Genomic DNA, 15736 nt, shown 5'->3' with positions numbered 1-15736 from the left:
ACTCACGAGAGCATTATGATTTACCAACGTCCGTTACTCTCATACCTGCTTGCTGGCAGTTTGCTCGCAGGTCTTTGCATTGGCGCACAGGCGCAAGGCCTTTACCGGTCGGTCGCTCCGGATGGCACAGTCACCTATTCAGATACGCCACCGGCACAAGCCAGAAATGTGCAGCCGGTAAATGCTTCCACCGGAGAGCCTTCGCCTGCTGCCTTACCCACTCAGGTGGATGTTACCGCACTGCCGGCAGATGTGCGCCAGGCCTTTTCCACCTATCCGCTCACCTTGTATACCACCAATAACTGTGCGCCCTGCAATGACGGGCGGACTTTGCTGCAAAACCGCGGCCTGCCTTATGTAGAAATGACTGTCAATACCACCAAAGACATGCAGGCATTTCAGCAAAAAACAGGCACAAATAACGGCGGCTTTCCAGCTCTGACGGTTGGCAATAAAACACTGAGCAACTTCAACTCGGCCGAATGGGACAATTACCTGAACGCGGCAGGATACCCTGCCACATCGCGCTTGCCGGCCTCCTATCAAAACCCGGCACCGCAGCCGATGACTGAGCCAGACGATGAAGCAGCGACGCCACAAGCGCCGCTGATCATTCAGCCGATCAGGCCTGACCCTGCATCAGGCAATCAGCCCCGGCTGGATCCGAATGATCCCAGATCCCAGATCCGCTTTTAAACGGACCTGAAAAGCTGACATCATGTAAAAAACCGGGCAATGCCCGGTTTTTTTATGTTCCAAATGCATGAGCATAAGGCCGAAGAACACTCACGAAGACGTCGGCGCATCATGTTTGTGCCGCCCGGCACGCCACCCGCCAATCAGCGCGATCAAACCAGGGATGATAATCAACGCCCAGATCACTTTTTCAAAATGACGCTGTATCATCTCGTGCCCGCCAAACCAATACCCGATGGAGGTCACACCAACAACCCAGATCATGGCACCAATCAGGTTAAAAAACACAAAGCGGCTGCGCGTCATGTGCGCAACGCCTGCGACAAACGGCACAAAAGTCCGTATGAACGGCATAAAACGCGCCACAATCACGGTGATACCGCCATGCTTTTCATAAAACCGGTGTGCTGCATCAAATGCTTTTCTATTGAAAAACCGGGAGTTTTCCCATTTGAACACCCTGGGGCCCAGCCAGTGCCCGATCGTATAATTACACTGGTCACCTAAAAACGCTGCCGTAAACATCAGCCCCATTGCCAAAGGCAAGTCGATCATACCGGCCCCGGCCATTGCCCCGACGACAAACAACAGGGAGTCGCCCGGCAAAAAAGGCATGACCACGACACCGGTTTCAACAAAAATAATCAAAAACAGCAGGGCATAAACCCAGTTGCCATACTGCGAAACAAACGCGTACAAGTGCTCGTCAATATGCAAAACAAAATCCAGCAGAAAACTGAATGATGCAACGACAATATCCCAAATTTCCATAAATCAATTCCAACGGCAACCAGCAGCTACAGCCGGTTGCCTATTTCACGCACATCTACATCTGTTCAGCATATACAAAACAGGATATTACTGGGCACTTTCCATTGCCTGCATGGCCGAAGACTGAATACGCTGCAACTCCGGAATCATTTCCATCATCTGTTCCTGCATCACCTGGGTTGTCAGGCTGGTGAGCTGTGGTATTTTCTGCGCAACAGACTGTCCGGTTGGGGACGAGTAAAACGCAATCAGCGCATCCACTTCTTCTTGCGTATACACCTGTTTATAGATGCTGAGCATCACAGGCTCCAACCGTTCCCAACTGGTGTACTTGCCAATCAGCGCCGCAAGATCATTGACCATCTGATCCAGTATCGCACGCTGTTTGTTGTTGAGCTGTGGTGAAATCACCTGCAGTTGCTGGGTCAGTTGCGTCAGCATGTCTTTTTGCATGTCCTGGGAATTTGCCAGTGCGCCCTGCGCATTGGACACCTGCAACAACTGCCTAATTGATGCGTCGCTTGGCATCTGTGTTTGTGTCTGCGCCTGCACATTCAAACACAGCAATGCCACAAACAACGGTAGTATCCAGCGATACCATTTTTTCATTTTCATCTCCGATTCATTATCAATTGAGTGTGTTACAACACCTTGTATCCATACACGGGCCAGTGAAGCACTGGCGCTGATGCCAAACACATTTTTCGGCACTTCCCTACAATGCACCAGCCAGTTTTTCAGCCATTTGCTGTGCCTGCTTCTGGTCACGGGCTTCCACCATGATACGCAGCAACGGCTCGGTTCCGCTGGCCCGTATCAGAATGCGTCCATCATTTCCAAGCTGCCTGACCACTTCATCCTGAGCCTTGCGGAAACTGGCGCTCGACTCCCATTTCATTTCAGGCGTCAACCGCACATTGATCAGCACCTGCGGAAACAATGACACGTCATGCAGCAAATCGGCAAGCGTTTTGCCTTGCCTTATACAGGTCTGCAACACCTGCAAGGCAGAAATCAAACCATCGCCTGTGGAGTGCTTGTCCAGAATCAACAAATGGCCAGACCCCTCTCCACCCAGGCGCCAGCCACGTGCCTGCAATTCCTCCAGCACATAACGGTCGCCGACTTTCGCACGCGCGAGCACCACGTTCTTCTCTTTCAACGCCAGCTCTATGGCCATATTGGTCATCAGCGTACCGACAACGCCCGGTAAAGATTCACCCTGTTGCAGACGATCCAGGGCCAGCGCATACAAAAGCTGATCGCCGTTATACGGCTTGCCATCAGCATCCACACACATCAAACGGTCGCCATCACCATCCAGCGCAACTCCAATATCGGCATTATGCGTTTTAACAGCCTCTGTTAGTGCTTGCAGGTGCGTCGCACCGACACCTTCATTGATATTGAATCCGTCCGGCGCCACACCAATGGAAACCACCTCTGCACCCAGCTCATGAAACACTTTGGGCGCAATGTGATATGCAGCACCATTGGCAGCATCCACCACAATACGCATCCCCTTCAGCGTTAAATCATGCGAAAACGTATTCTTGCAAAATTCAATGTAGCGCCCTGCGGCGTCATCCAGCCGCCTGGCCCGCCCCAGGTGGGCAGAATCCACCCACTGTGGCGTTTGCTCGAGCATCGCTTCAACATCAAGCTCCCACTGGTCCGGCAATTTACGACCCTCTGCAGAAAAAAACTTGATGCCGTTGTCATGGAACGGATTGTGCGATGCACTGATCACAATTCCCAGGCTCGCCCGCAAAGCACGCGTCAGGTATGCAACGCCAGGCGTTGGCAAAGGTCCCAGCAGTACAACGTCAACCCCGGCTGAATTAAAGCCTGACTCCAAAGCACTTTCCAGCATATAGCCTGAAATGCGCGTGTCCTTGCCGATCACCACCACAGGGCGGGTCTCTTTGCGGCGTAAAACACACCCTACAGCATACGCCAGCCTTAATACAAAATCAGGCGTAATGGGCGCTTGCCCGACTGTTCCCCGAATACCATCCGTTCCGAAATATTGTCTTTTCATGATTGTCATGCCAACTCTGGCATCGCTACATCCACTGTCGTTATCATTTTATCCAACTGCGGCTTAAGCCGTTCGCAATCACACCACACGCGATTATCCGCCATGCGTCACAGCACAACACACCTTGATTGCATCCACTGTCGCGGCCACATCGTGCACCCGCACAATACGTGCGCCCTGAGCCACCGCCAATGTTGCCACCGCAATGCTGGCAGCGGTACGCTGCGTCACATCGCGCCCGGTCACAGCCCCCAGCGATGATTTTCTGGACCAGCCGGCCAGCAGCGGAAAACCCAATGCCAGAATATCCTGCTGATGCGTCAACAACGCAAAATTCTGCTCCACCGTTTTACCAAAACCAATACCGTAGTCCAGCACAATGCGCTCATAGCTGATGCCCTGTTGCATCAGAGAGCAGGCCCGCTCAAACAGAAACTGGCTCACCACCGGAACCACATCACCAGCCATCGGCGTCAGTTGCATGGTCTGCGGCTCTCCATGCATGTGCATCACACATACCCCGCAGTTAGGGTGTGCAGCCACCACAGCCTCTGCCCCCGGCATGCGCAGCCCCCAGATATCGTTGATGATATCGGCCCCGGCATCCAGCACCGCCTGCATTACTTCCGGTTTGTAGGTATCCACAGAAACCGGCACCCCTAATTTAACCGCCTCCTGTACAACCGGCATCACGCGTGCCAGTTCATCTTCCAGCGATACAGCAGCAATCCCCGGCCGGGTCGACTCCCCGCCAATATCCAGAATATCCGCACCCTCTTTCAGCAATTGCTCCGCGTGCTTTAATGCGCTGACCGGAGTGTCATGCGTTCCGCCATCAGAAAAAGAATCAGGGGTGACATTGACAATGCCCATCACCTGCGGGCGGGTCAAATCCAGTTTAAAACGGGATGTTTGCCATATGGCCATTCAACAGCTACCTTTCATCTGTCATTGTGAGCAGCACCTTGCTGCATCTACCGCTCAACCTGCTGCAAGCAATGAGCGGCAAAAAGGGTATAAGTGCGCACTTATACCCTTTTTAATTGTTACTGCTTAAAAAGTCCTGACATTTCCGGTATCAGGTTGCCTGTGGTGCATCATCGGGCTTTTGCTCCGGTTTTGCGGGCTCTTCCCCTGCAACGGAAGCCGCTCCACCATCCTGGGGTGGCTGCTTCTTGGAAATCTCCTTGAATGCTTCGCCAGTGCCTGGAGGACGCGGAGGCTTACCTGCCATGATGTCATCCAGCTGGTCGGAATCAATGGTCTCCCATTCCAGCAAGGCTTTTGCCATGGCGTGCATCTTGTCCTTATTGTCCTCAATCAGACTGCGCCCCACAGCATAACGCTCATCAATGATTTTGCGAACCTCTTCGTCAACCTTCTGCATCGTCACTTCAGACACATTGTTGGTTTTAGCCACCGAGCGGCCAAACGAAAAATCATTGCTGTCATCTTCGGCATAAACCATCGGCCCCAACGCGTCAGACATCCCAAACCGGGTCACCATATTGCGGGCCAGTTGGGTCGCACGCTCAAAGTCGTTGGCAGCACCAGTGGTCATCTGGTTCATGAACACCTCTTCCGCAATACGACCGCCAAACAGCATGCTGATCTGGTCCAGAATATATTCACGGTCATAACTGTAGCGGTCACGTTCAGGCAGGCTCATGGTCACGCCCAACGCCCGGCCGCGCGGAATAATCGTCACTTTATGCACGGGATCACACTTGGGCAACAAGCGCCCGATCAGCGCATGGCCGGCTTCATGGTAAGCTGTATTGCGGCGCTCGTCTTCGGGCATGATGGCGCTCTTGCGCTCCGGCCCCATGGTGATCTTGTCGCGCGCTTTTTCAAAGTCCTGCATATCCACAGTACGCGCATTGCGGCGAGCGGCCATCAAGGCGGCCTCATTGACCAGATTGGCCAGATCAGCGCCGGAAAACCCAGGCGTGCCGCGTGCCAAAATATCGGCCCGCACATTTTTTGCCGGTACCTTGCGCATATGCACATTCAAAATCTGCTCGCGCCCGCGCACATCAGGCAGTGTCACATACACCTGGCGGTCAAAACGACCCGGACGCAGCAAGGCCTGATCCAGAATGTCGGGACGGTTGGTCGCCGCAATCACAATCACACCCTGGTTGGTTTCAAAGCCGTCCATTTCCACCAGCAACTGGTTCAGTGTCTGCTCACGCTCGTCATTGCCCCCGCCCATGCCAGCACCACGCTGACGGCCGACAGCATCAATTTCGTCAATGAAAATAATACAGGGCGCATTCTTTTTGGCCTGTTCAAACATATCGCGTACACGCGACGCACCCACGCCCACAAACATTTCCACGAAGTCAGAACCGGAGATGCTGAAAAACGGCACCCGCGCTTCACCGGCAATGGCCTTGGCCAAAAGCGTTTTCCCGGTTCCGGGTGGCCCTACCAGCATCACGCCACGGGGAATACGTCCGCCAAGCCGCTGGAATTTCTGCGGATCACGCAAAAACTCAACCAGCTCATGCACTTCTTCTTTGGCCTCATCGCAACCGGCCACATCGGCAAACGTCACCTGGTTGGCTGACTCATCCAGCATCTTGGCCCGGCTTTTCCCAAAGCTGAAAGCTCCGCCCTTGCCGCCACCCTGCATTTGCCGCATAAAGTAGAAAAACAACCCCAGCAACAGCAGCAACGGCCCCCAGGTCACAAACAGGGTCACCAGCAGGCTTTGCTGCTCAGGCGGCTTGCCAACCACCTGCACGTTGTATTTCAGCAGATCGCTCACCATCCACAAGTCGCTGGGCGATACGATGTTGTAAGCCTGCCCGTCTTTTGGCGTTACAGTCAGGTTATTACCCTGAATTTCAACACGGTTGACCTTGCCGTCCCGAACGTCCTGCATGAACTGGGAATAGGTCACATTGGGCGAAGTCGGGCGCTCAAACTGCTTGAATGCTGTAAACAGCACCATCGCAATCACCAGCCAGATCGCAACTTTAGAAAACCATTGATTGTTCAAAAGAGAACTCCTCAACGCGGTACAACCGCAAACAATGCCAAGAACGGATGTGCAGACAGCTCAAAAGCCCAAAGACTTTGCCTCTATATGGAGACAGCCCTATGCAATACAAGAGCTTTCACCACAGAACACAGATTTTATTTTTCTATTCACTGCATATGCACTTTAACGGGGACATTTTACTAGTTATTGCAAATACCCGTTTTAAACCGTGTATTCCAAAACCTGATCACATGTAACAATCTGTTTCAATTATTTCAGGCCGTTGCTTTCAGTTTCAGCCCGACCAGAAACGTTTCGGCCGATTTATCCCTAGATGCCTTGGGTTTACACGGCTTCACCACCTTGAAATGCTGTTTAAACAACTCCACCAACTGACTGTAACCACTGCCATGGAACACCTTGCACACCAGTGCCCCTTCCGGCTTCAGGTGGTTGACCGCAAAATCAACCGCAAGTTCCACCAGATGCGATATCCGGGCCGAATCGGCGGACGCAATACCCGAGAGATTGGGCGCCATATCAGAAACCACCACATCTACTGGCCGACCATTCACCACCTTCTGCAGTTCCTCTAAAACGGCATCCTCCCGGATATCGCCCTGAATAAACGTCACATCGGCAACCGGCTCAAAATCCAGAATATCCAGGGCAATGATGCTGCCCTGAAGCCCCCCGTGCTCGCTCCCGGCCAGCTTGCGGCGCACATACTGGCTCCACGCTCCCGGGGTAGCTCCCAGGTCCACCACCAGTTGCCCGGGGCGAATCAGATGAAATGTTTCATCAATTTCCTTGAGCTTATAGGCAGCACGGGCACGGTAGCCTTCCTTTTGGGCAAGCTTGACATACGGATCAGTGATATGATCGTGCAACCACGCTTTATTGACTTTCTTGCTCTTTGTTTTAATTTTCATGGTGCGAATCCATCACAATAGCAGTACAGTATATTTGCAAAGCCGGTCATGAACACCATGAACCTGCTTTGAACATAGAATAATAAACACGCGTGCATCTTAGCAAAAACAGCATCCCAAACTGATACCGTATTGATTTAACCCAAAATATCGAATAGCACATTTCCATGACCGCATTGACATTATCCACCGCACAACGCAAAGAACTCCGTGCCCAGGCACATCACCTTGACCCCGTCGTCATGATCGGCAGTGACGGCCTGACCACAGGCGTCAGCAAAGAAACCAATGCGGCCCTGAATGCCCACGGCCTGATCAAAATCCGTGTACTCGGCGATGACCGGCAGGAACGCGAACAGATCGCAGTAAAACTCTGCGACCAACTCGATGCGGGGCTGGTGCAGCACATCGGCAAACTTCTGGTACTGTTTCGCCCCCTGCCCGAAAAAGAACATGCTCTGGCCCCCGACCGCAAGCCGGGTCCGCACATGGCAAAAGTCGTCAAACCCTCCCGCAGCGGCAACCATCGCCCTACCGTGAAAAAACTCAAAATACTGGGCAACCAGCGTGTGACAGCAGGCGGCACGGTCAAACGGAAGCGGACCGCCCAGCGCAGCGCTAAAAAAAGCACCTGATCGTCCTCCGGGAAACACCATAAACCCGCTTGAGAACAGGGCGTGTCAACACGCCCTCATTGTTTAGCACAGCTCAATCAGCTTCATCCAACCCGGGGAACAGCACATCGGTAAAACCGAACTGCGTCATATCCCTGATGCGTGTCGGATACAACCTGCCAATCAGATGATCGCACTCATGCTGCACCACACGAGCATGAAAGTCATGCGCTTCACGCTCAATTGGGTGGCCCTGCGGGTCAACGCCCTGGTAGCGGATATGCTGATAGCGCGGCACCAGGCCACGCAGGCCGGGCACAGAAAGACACCCTTCCCAGCCATCTTCCATCTCATCGGATAAAGGCGTAATCACCGGGTTCAGCAAAATCGTTCTCGGTACAGACGGTGCATCGGGATAGCGTTCGCTCTCATCAAACCCAAACACCACCACCTGCAGGTTCACGCCAATCTGCGGCGCGGCAATCCCCACACCATCAGTTGCTTCCATGGTATCGAACAGATCGACAATCAGTGACTTCAGTTCAGGCGTATCAAACACCTGCACCGGCTGCGCCACACGCAGCAAGCGGGCGTCTCCCATTTTGAGCACATCACGTACAGCCATGTACCTACCTTTGCTTTTTCATCTATTCCAATGTCGCCGCCGCTTCAGCCATCGCTTTGGACGAAACGATCAGATAGCCTTTCTCAATTTCGCCATATTCCCCGGTAAATAAAATCACGTCACCGTCATTGAAAAGCCACTTGGCATTCAGGGAGCCTGTTGACCTGAACCAGTCGCCATCCCCCTCTTGGGTGTAATAACGCTCCGTTGGCTGGCCAAACAGCGTTACCAGCATGGCAAATGCATCTTCCTGCTCTTGCAGTCCACCATATAAATCAAACTCCAGATGAATCAGGCGGTCATTTCCATCTAACCGCGCATTGATCACACGTTCAAGCGGCAGGTCTGGCTTCTCATGCTCAGAAAACGCAATCCATGCATTATAAACCACCAAGGCACCGTACTCACTCTGATTGCCATGGCGGCTGATACAGGTCTCATCAACCTTTTCCAATTGCGAGCGAAGGTCACTACCCGCCACCCCATCGAATAAAGGACAGGCAGGCAAATCAACAGGCTGATCCAACGACAAACCAAACAAGGTCACCGGCTCTGCACGCAGCGAAATGCTGAAAGCCAGACTCGCACAAACCATCCAGAATTTTTTCATATGCATGTTTTATTTCACTAAAGAATAAACGCCAATTTCACAGACGCCAATTCAGCGCCACCCCCGCATGTCACTCCACCCGTTCAATGCCACTGGGGTTAAATCCCAGATCCGCCTTGCGCCCTCTGCGGGCACGCACACCTTTGGCATTGTTCAGCGAGCGGATTTCCAGCACCTCTTCGCGCGCCTTGCCACCCCGGCCCTCACCCCAGATCCGCACCGAACGCGTATAGGCGCAGGTACCTATCAGTTGTTCCTTCTTATCCAGGCTCATCAGCATCAGCCCACGGCCACCGGAGGCCTGGTGTTTCAACTCGGCCAGTTCAAACGTCAGAATATGCCGGTTGTTGGCAATGCACGCCACAGACTCCGCGCCATCAGCCAAAGAGGGTCTGCACACCGTTTCATCCTTGTTGATGCTGATGAACGCCTTACCGGCTTTCTGGCGCGAAGTCATGTCGCTGATCTGCGCCAGAAAACCGTAGCCGCCAGAGCCGCTGAGTAACAGCATGATTTGCTGCGCCCCGGCCCAGAAATAGGGCACATCGGTACCAGCCTCCAGGTCAATGAAACTGATGAACGGCGCACCATCGCCACGGGCACCTGGCAAACTGGCAACCGGCACGCTGTAGACACGGCCATTGGAACCAAACCCCAGCAGGGTATCGACAGTGCGGCACTCAAATGTGCCGTACAGCCCATCGCCTGATTTGAATGCAAAGCTTTGTGCGTCATGCCCGTGCCCGGTACGCACCCGCACCCAGCCTTTCTGGCTGACCACCACCGTGACCGGTTCATCAACAATTTTAACTTCCAGTGCCGCCTTCTTTTCCTCTTGTATCAGTGTGCGGCGCTCATCACCAAACTGTTTGGTATCGGCCTCAATTTCTTTGATGATGAGTTTTTTCAGGGCGGACGGATTATCCAGCACATGTTGCAGGCTGTCCTGCTCCTTGCGCAAGCTGGAAAGCTCCTGCTCGATCTTGATGGCTTCCAGACGCGCCAGTTGCCGCAGGCGAATTTCCAGAATATCTTCGGCCTGCCGCTCAGTCAGCCGGAATTTTTCCATCAATGCAGACTTGGGTTCGTCTGAATTGCGGATGATATGAATCACCTCGTCAATGTTCAGCAACACCAGTTGCCGCCCTTCCAGAATATGGATGCGATCCAGCACTTTGGACAGGCGATGTTCACTGCGCCGGCGCACCGTATCCTGCCGGAACGTGATCCACTCCTGCAACATCTGGCGCAATGACTTCTGCACCGGTTTGCCATCCAGCCCCACCGAGGTCATGTTAATGGAAACAGACGTTTCCAATGAGGTCTGAGCCAGCAGCGTATTGATCAGCTCTTCCTGTGGAATACGAGAGGACTTCGGCTCAAACACAATGCGCACTGCGGCATCTTTACTCGATTCATCACGCAAACCGTCCAGCACCGAAAGCATCGTCGCCTTCAACTGCTGCTGCTCCTGCGTCAATGCCTTTTTGCCGGTTTTGACCTTGGGGTTGGTAATATCCTCAATTTCTTCAAGCACTTTTTGCGTGCTGACACCCGGCGGCAACTCCGTCACCACCAGTTGCCACTGCCCGCGCGCCAGATCTTCAATGACCCAGCGGGCCCGCACTTTCAGGCTGCCACGGCCTGTGGCATAGGCTGAGCGGATATCGTCCAGCGCAGAAATAATCTGCCCGCCACCCGGAAAATCAGGGCCCGGCAAAAGTTCAAACAACTCCTCATCAGTGAGCCTGGGTTGTTTGAGCAATGCAATACAGCTTTGTGCCACCTCGCGCAGATTGTGGCTGGGAATTTCTGTCGCCAGCCCCACGGCAATGCCACTGGCACCGTTAAGCAATGCAAATGGCAGCCGGGCCGGCAAATGGCGCGGCTCCTGCGTTGAGCCATCGTAGTTGGGAATAAAATCCACCGTTCCCTGATCTATTTCGTCCAGCAGCAGCCGTGCAATTGGCGCCAGGCGCGCTTCGGTATAACGCATCGCAGCAGCGCCATCGCCATCGCGGCTGCCAAAGTTGCCCTGCCCGTCAACCAGCGGATAGCGCTGTGAAAAATCCTGTGCCATACGCACCAGCGCATCGTATGCCGCCTGGTCGCCATGCGGGTGAAAACGCCCCAGCACATCACCAACCACACGGGCGCTTTTAACCGCTCTTGGTGCCGGGCCGGTGGCGCTGTAAGAAAGCCCCATGCGGTCCATGGCGTACAGAATACGGCGCTGCACCGGCTTCTGCCCGTCGGCCACATCCGGCAGCGCACGCCCCTTCACCACCGACAGCGCATACTCCAGATACGCCTGCTGCGCATACTGCCCCAGTGTCAGCTCATTAAATTCACTGTGCTCGTTCAGTGGTGTATCTACAATCTGATCCATTATTTTATTTACAACCTGTTTTTTTATTCAAATGACGAAATGCTATATTGTTACAGAATCTGACCAGATTATTGACTTTCCACATGTACCGGCTCGTCAATGCCATAAAACTTTTCACCAATATGGATAGGCTCCCGGCCATGTTCACGCCGCCACTGGTTGGCATCGCGTAACGAGTAAACGCATCCGCAATACTCCTGCTGATAAAACTGCTCACGCTTGCTGATCTGCACCATGCGTTGCGAGCCACCCTTCTTGCGCCAGTTATAGTCCCAGTAAACCAGGCCAGGGTAATGGCTGGCTGCACGCATGCCGCTGCCATTGACCTGCTGCATGTCTTTCCAGCGTGAAATCCCCAGCGACGTTGCAAATATGCCAAACCCGTTTTCATGCGCATAAAGCGCAGTGCGTTCAAACCGCATATCAAAACACATGGTGCAGCGGATGCCGCGTTCGGGCTCATGTTCCATGCCTTTGGCACGCTCAAACCAGTTATCCTTATCGTAATCGGCGTCGACAAAAGGCACCTGGTATTTTTCGGCAAACCGGATGTTTTCCTCTTTGCGGATCAGGTACTCACGCTGCGGGTGGATATTCGGGTTGTAAAAGAAAATGGTGTAATCGATGCCCGACACCGACAACGCCTCCATGATCTCCCCAGAACATGGGGCGCAGCATGAATGCAGCAGCAGTTTGTCGTGCCCTGCCGGCAGCTCGAGTTTTTCGCGGACACCAGAAAAATCAGTTGTCGGTTCCATGGTTTCTATCCACTCTATTTAAACACGCACATACATATCCAAAGAAAGGCAAAACGCCCTCCCATCAAAACTGAACCCTATTTTAGCCGCTACGCCATAGCCCCATTGCCGGCAGACCGTTACGCCTGCCATCAGGCAATACATCCGCCCGTACCATACCCACCGTTCAAGTGTAGGTTTTCATCGCGGTCAGAAAACACTGGCTGCTGCCATCGAAGTAGAGTTTTACACCACTTTGCAACGCCAGTACTTTCTGCCCGTGGTATTCACTTTCACTGAAAAACAGGCCCATTTCATCAAGCATTTGCTTAAACGCACAGCAGGTGGTTGTTGCATCGATGGTATATTGCCCGATCTGCAGTTTTTCCATATTGGCTATTTCAAACTGCACAGAATAAAGTACGCCACCCCAGAATAAAATTTCTACCCCTTGAAAAAACACACCATAAGATTTTTCTGCCGCATCAATCCAATGGACTGTTGCGCCCGGTAAGGTACCTTGAATTTGCTCAATGGCAATATTCAGATCAACCCCCACGCTGCCACTTTTTACAAAATCCTCAAATGACATCATGAAGGGATCACCAGCCCGTGACTTCCGGCGTGATCATTCTGCCCGCGCAGTAATCATCCATATCGGCCAGTGTCTGCCGGATCACTTCGCGTGACGCCGGTTTTTCAATATCTTCATACAAAAAATCAAGCGTAACCGGCTGCGCAGGCACGAAATAAGCCTGCAATAACTGCACAAGGTTCCACTGTCCTGATACTCCCGAAGCATCGGCGTAACGCTTTTGCTGCAACTCCGGCGCGGACAATGCAGACATATCATTCAAGGCGCGGCAGATTTCCTGACGCTGCCCATCAGTCTCCGAGCGAATATTCACGTCCCAGAAAAAAGCAACCACCACGTTGGACGGCGTAGACAAATCTCTTGTTGCAGGCGGCTCATATGCATAGGTCATGGTTTCCGTTTGGGCTGCAGGTGCTGTCTGCACCTGTGTCTGGTCGTCACGCCCCCACCCCAGCCATGAACACCCGGCCAGCATATTCGCCAGGCAAAGCAAAATGAAAACCCTGCCATATTTCAACATGACCATATTTGTTTTCCAATATCAACGTGTTTGCGAATCGAGGTAGGCCTGCAAATGGTCATTGTCCGGAAGCTGCAACACCTGCCTCTTGCTCATTCAGATCGCTTTGGGTGTTCAGTTGATCTGCATGGTACTGTCAGTCACCGCATCCACAGCAACATCGCCAATCCCTGCGCCAAACTGGCGTGCCAGACGTTCAGCCACACTGGGACGGGACGTATAATCCACCAGATTCTCCGCGCCGACAATATCCCGTGCCACCTGATCCACAGTGCCTAGCCCGTCTGCCAGCCCCCGGTCCACCGACACCTGTCCAATCCAGAACAAACCAGAGAACGTGTCATCATCGATCCTGAGCCTGTCGCCCCGGCCTTCCTTGACCGCGTTGATGAATTGCTCATGCACCTGGTTGAGCATGTTTTCGACAAACACTTTTTCGTCGGGCTTCATCGGAGAAAACGGGTCCATGATGCCTTTATGCCCGCCGGAGGTTATCAGGCGGCGCTCAACCCCGAGCTTGTCCATCAAATCCACAAAACCAAACTGATTGGTCAGCACACCGATGGAGCCCACAATGGAAGAACGGCTGACATATATTTTGTCCGTTGCCGCAGCAATGTAGTACGCAGCAGATGCCCCCGCGTCTTCAATCACGGCATAAACCGGCTTGTTATACTGCGCACGCAAACGCCTGATTTCGTCATACACCATTTCAGCCTGAACCGGACTGCCACCAGGCGAATTGATGCGCAACACCACCGCCTGCGACATCTTGTTTTCAAACGCAGCCCGCAACGAACGGTTAAGCGCTTTGGCACTGGCCTGGGAATCTGCGGCAATTGCCCCGGTCACATCGACCACAGCGGTATGACTTTCGGAACTGCCCACACTGGAAGAGCCGCGGCCAACCACCATCAGCATCACAACATAAGCAAGCAGCAGAAAAGTCCAGAAAAACCGGAAAAATATCTTCCAGCGCCGGGCAGCACGCTGCTCCCGCACAGTTGCCAGCAGCATGTTCTGTAGCAAATCCTTTTCCCACGGCACAGGCGTGCTCCCCGTGGAAGAAGCCTGCGAACTTGTATGGCCTGAATCATTCATTGACATATCTCTTTATGGCGTTTTTAAACAAATCATCTTGGAAAAGCGTATTTTGCATTATAGCCAGCCCCAACCAAGAAGTATCGACAGTTTGAATCGTTGACAGGCAGGGCCTCAGCCCAAAAGAATAGCGTACCCTTCAAACGGTTCCGCCTTTCCCAGCGCTGTTCAGATATTCGAGAAACTCGCCTTCTGCCATCCCATGAATAATATCCTTATATTTTTTCCTGTCCGCTGCATAGAGAACAAAAAACAAAAACGACATCACATCCATCTGGTAATTCTTTTTAATCATCTTTTTGATCTGATTGAAAAACCCATAAACCAGATCATGGTAGCGATCTATATATTCGACCAACTGGTTGTAACTTAAATCACCATAGCTCAATAAAAAGTCAACAAACTCCCCGATACGGCTTTCATCATTTGCAAATCCGCTCAGCTTATCCTTAATAATCTGAGAAAACGTAAATGCATTGATATTTTCGTCGCCATTCTGGTGTTGATGGGCTTTCGCCTCTTCAGCCTGCGTATCTTCATGGATGTTCAGGAATTCCCGGTCAGCAATCTCAAACAATGCCGCCAATGAGTTGATTCTTCTTTCAAGATACTTCGGGATGGCTTTTTTATACTTGATCTTATGATCCAGCACACTCCAGGCATCCTGGATAATGGTTCGAATTTGCACTTCAAACCGCAGCGACGCATACGGTGCGTATTCCCTCATCGCTGCCCTGTTGGCAGAAAGTTTCAAGTCAAGATGAAGGCCTTTATAGCCAAAAGCATCCCCCTTGCTTTCAAGTATGCGTGTTTTATTGGTCACCTCAATGACATCAAACTCGCTTTTCAGAATATCACCCACAACCTGTATATCAGACTCATAGAGCAGCACAATGCGCAGCCCCACCAGGTCGGTGATGTGATCTTTTATTTCATAAGGTATTTTTTCATTCTCCAGGCTCTCCTGATATTTCCGGGTGAATTTGCGGACAGCTTCATCGCGGCTTTTTAAACGGCTGCTGATGGAATAAAGCGAGATATTTTTTTCAGCAGATAAGAGCGAAGAAATCAAGGTACTGAACATCAATCTGGCGTTATCCAGTACCGTTTGGTTTT

At 52.5% G+C, this 15736-nt stretch carries 16 protein-coding genes; 2 read left to right on the top strand and 14 right to left on the bottom strand.

The genetic code is table 11. The features are described 5' to 3' along the window. Positions 1 to 15: 15 nt before the first annotated feature. Entirely contained in the window at positions 16 to 696 is a 681-nt protein-coding gene (locus AACY98_RS07245; RefSeq protein ID WP_339803430.1) for a glutaredoxin family protein, read from the top strand. Positions 697 to 786: 90 nt separating this feature from the next. Here the strand turns inward: AACY98_RS07245 and AACY98_RS07240 are convergent, their stop codons facing one another. The 6 genes from AACY98_RS07240 to AACY98_RS07215 form a co-directional block, all read right to left on the bottom strand. Next, complete coding sequence (locus tag AACY98_RS07240; protein WP_126977158.1) at positions 787 to 1467, bottom strand: VTT domain-containing protein; 681 nt, start codon at positions 1465 to 1467, stop codon at positions 787 to 789. An 87-nt stretch (positions 1468 to 1554) separates the two neighbouring features. Beyond that, positions 1555 to 2076: a DUF2059 domain-containing protein gene (locus tag AACY98_RS07235; protein WP_339803427.1), complete on the bottom strand. Its 522-nt coding sequence runs from the start codon at positions 2074 to 2076 to the stop codon at positions 1555 to 1557. Between the two features lie 106 nt (positions 2077 to 2182). Beyond that, positions 2183 to 3508: a phosphoglucosamine mutase gene (gene glmM, locus AACY98_RS07230; RefSeq protein WP_339803424.1), complete on the bottom strand. Its 1326-nt coding sequence runs from the start codon at positions 3506 to 3508 to the stop codon at positions 2183 to 2185. 93 nt (positions 3509 to 3601) lie between these two features. Continuing rightward, positions 3602 to 4435 carry a dihydropteroate synthase gene (folP, locus tag AACY98_RS07225; protein ID WP_339803421.1) on the bottom strand — a complete coding sequence of 278 codons (834 nt, stop codon included), beginning with the start codon at positions 4433 to 4435 and terminating at the stop codon, positions 3602 to 3604. Positions 4436 to 4586: 151 nt separating this feature from the next. After that, the gene (ftsH, locus tag AACY98_RS07220) at positions 4587 to 6515 is read right to left on the bottom strand and encodes an ATP-dependent zinc metalloprotease FtsH (RefSeq protein ID WP_339803419.1); all 1929 of its coding nucleotides are present in this window, start codon (positions 6513 to 6515) and stop codon (positions 4587 to 4589) included. Positions 6516 to 6772: 257 nt separating this feature from the next. Then, positions 6773 to 7429: an RlmE family RNA methyltransferase gene (locus AACY98_RS07215; RefSeq protein ID WP_339803416.1), complete on the bottom strand. Its 657-nt coding sequence runs from the start codon at positions 7427 to 7429 to the stop codon at positions 6773 to 6775. Between the two features lie 167 nt (positions 7430 to 7596). Between AACY98_RS07215 and yhbY the strand changes: the two genes are divergently transcribed. Beyond that, positions 7597 to 8064 (top strand): ribosome assembly RNA-binding protein YhbY, encoded by a 468-nt coding sequence (yhbY, locus tag AACY98_RS07210; RefSeq protein ID WP_339803413.1) that lies wholly within the window; start codon positions 7597 to 7599, stop codon positions 8062 to 8064. A 73-nt stretch (positions 8065 to 8137) separates the two neighbouring features. Here yhbY and def read toward each other — a convergent pair whose 3' ends face one another. From def to AACY98_RS07170, 8 genes are all read right to left on the bottom strand, one after another. Further along, positions 8138 to 8668, bottom strand: a complete 531-nt coding sequence (def, locus tag AACY98_RS07205) for a peptide deformylase (protein WP_339803410.1) — start codon at positions 8666 to 8668, stop codon at positions 8138 to 8140. A gap of 22 nt (positions 8669 to 8690) precedes the next feature. Beyond that, positions 8691 to 9284, bottom strand: coding sequence for a hypothetical protein (locus AACY98_RS07200; RefSeq protein WP_339803407.1), 594 nt, complete (start codon positions 9282 to 9284; stop codon positions 8691 to 8693). A 64-nt stretch (positions 9285 to 9348) separates the two neighbouring features. Then, on the bottom strand, positions 9349 to 11667 hold the full coding sequence (gene parC / locus AACY98_RS07195; RefSeq protein ID WP_339803404.1) for a DNA topoisomerase IV subunit A: 2319 nt from the start codon (positions 11665 to 11667) through the stop codon (positions 9349 to 9351). Between the two features lie 68 nt (positions 11668 to 11735). Beyond that, entirely contained in the window at positions 11736 to 12425 is a 690-nt protein-coding gene (locus tag AACY98_RS07190) for an epoxyqueuosine reductase QueH (protein WP_339803401.1), read from the bottom strand. A 166-nt stretch (positions 12426 to 12591) separates the two neighbouring features. Beyond that, complete coding sequence (locus tag AACY98_RS07185) at positions 12592 to 12999, bottom strand: hypothetical protein (RefSeq protein WP_339803399.1); 408 nt, start codon at positions 12997 to 12999, stop codon at positions 12592 to 12594. Positions 13000 to 13006: 7 nt separating this feature from the next. Further along, complete coding sequence (locus AACY98_RS07180) at positions 13007 to 13525, bottom strand: hypothetical protein (RefSeq protein ID WP_339803396.1); 519 nt, start codon at positions 13523 to 13525, stop codon at positions 13007 to 13009. Positions 13526 to 13633: 108 nt separating this feature from the next. Then, positions 13634 to 14620 (bottom strand): S49 family peptidase, encoded by a 987-nt coding sequence (locus AACY98_RS07175; protein WP_339803392.1) that lies wholly within the window; start codon positions 14618 to 14620, stop codon positions 13634 to 13636. A 139-nt stretch (positions 14621 to 14759) separates the two neighbouring features. Then, on the bottom strand, positions 14760 to 15704 hold the full coding sequence (locus tag AACY98_RS07170; protein ID WP_339803953.1) for a GTP pyrophosphokinase: 945 nt from the start codon (positions 15702 to 15704) through the stop codon (positions 14760 to 14762). Between the last annotated feature and the right edge of the window lie 32 nt (positions 15705 to 15736).

Origin of the sequence: Saezia sanguinis, from assembly GCF_963921665.1 — a bacterium.
Taxonomy (GTDB): domain Bacteria; phylum Pseudomonadota; class Gammaproteobacteria; order Burkholderiales; family Burkholderiaceae_C; genus Saezia; species Saezia sanguinis.
Note: the sequence above shows the minus strand (reverse complement) of the source record. Positions and strands in the feature narration are given on the sequence as shown.

What these genes read in the sequence shown, in the direction of transcription:
- yhbY (WP_339803413.1), top strand. Translation starts at nt 7,597, where the DNA reads ATGACCGCATTGACATTATCCACCGCACAACGCAAAGAACTCCGTGCC.
- parC (WP_339803404.1), bottom strand. Translation starts at nt 11,667, where the DNA reads ATGGATCAGATTGTAGATACACCACTGAACGAGCACAGTGAATTTAAT.
- AACY98_RS07185 (WP_339803399.1), bottom strand. Translation starts at nt 12,999, where the DNA reads ATGATGTCATTTGAGGATTTTGTAAAAAGTGGCAGCGTGGGGGTTGAT.
- AACY98_RS07240 (WP_126977158.1), bottom strand. Translation starts at nt 1,467, where the DNA reads ATGGAAATTTGGGATATTGTCGTTGCATCATTCAGTTTTCTGCTGGAT.
- glmM (WP_339803424.1), bottom strand. Translation starts at nt 3,508, where the DNA reads ATGAAAAGACAATATTTCGGAACGGATGGTATTCGGGGAACAGTCGGG.
- def (WP_339803410.1), bottom strand. Translation starts at nt 8,668, where the DNA reads ATGGCTGTACGTGATGTGCTCAAAATGGGAGACGCCCGCTTGCTGCGT.
- AACY98_RS07175 (WP_339803392.1), bottom strand. Translation starts at nt 14,620, where the DNA reads ATGAATGATTCAGGCCATACAAGTTCGCAGGCTTCTTCCACGGGGAGC.
- AACY98_RS07235 (WP_339803427.1), bottom strand. Translation starts at nt 2,076, where the DNA reads ATGAAAAAATGGTATCGCTGGATACTACCGTTGTTTGTGGCATTGCTG.
- AACY98_RS07180 (WP_339803396.1), bottom strand. Translation starts at nt 13,525, where the DNA reads ATGGTCATGTTGAAATATGGCAGGGTTTTCATTTTGCTTTGCCTGGCG.
- AACY98_RS07170 (WP_339803953.1), bottom strand. Translation starts at nt 15,704, where the DNA reads ATGTTCAGTACCTTGATTTCTTCGCTCTTATCTGCTGAAAAAAATATC.
- folP (WP_339803421.1), bottom strand. Translation starts at nt 4,435, where the DNA reads ATGGCCATATGGCAAACATCCCGTTTTAAACTGGATTTGACCCGCCCG.
- AACY98_RS07190 (WP_339803401.1), bottom strand. Translation starts at nt 12,425, where the DNA reads ATGGAACCGACAACTGATTTTTCTGGTGTCCGCGAAAAACTCGAGCTG.
- AACY98_RS07200 (WP_339803407.1), bottom strand. Translation starts at nt 9,284, where the DNA reads ATGCATATGAAAAAATTCTGGATGGTTTGTGCGAGTCTGGCTTTCAGC.
- AACY98_RS07215 (WP_339803416.1), bottom strand. Translation starts at nt 7,429, where the DNA reads ATGAAAATTAAAACAAAGAGCAAGAAAGTCAATAAAGCGTGGTTGCAC.
- AACY98_RS07245 (WP_339803430.1), top strand. Translation starts at nt 16, where the DNA reads ATGATTTACCAACGTCCGTTACTCTCATACCTGCTTGCTGGCAGTTTG.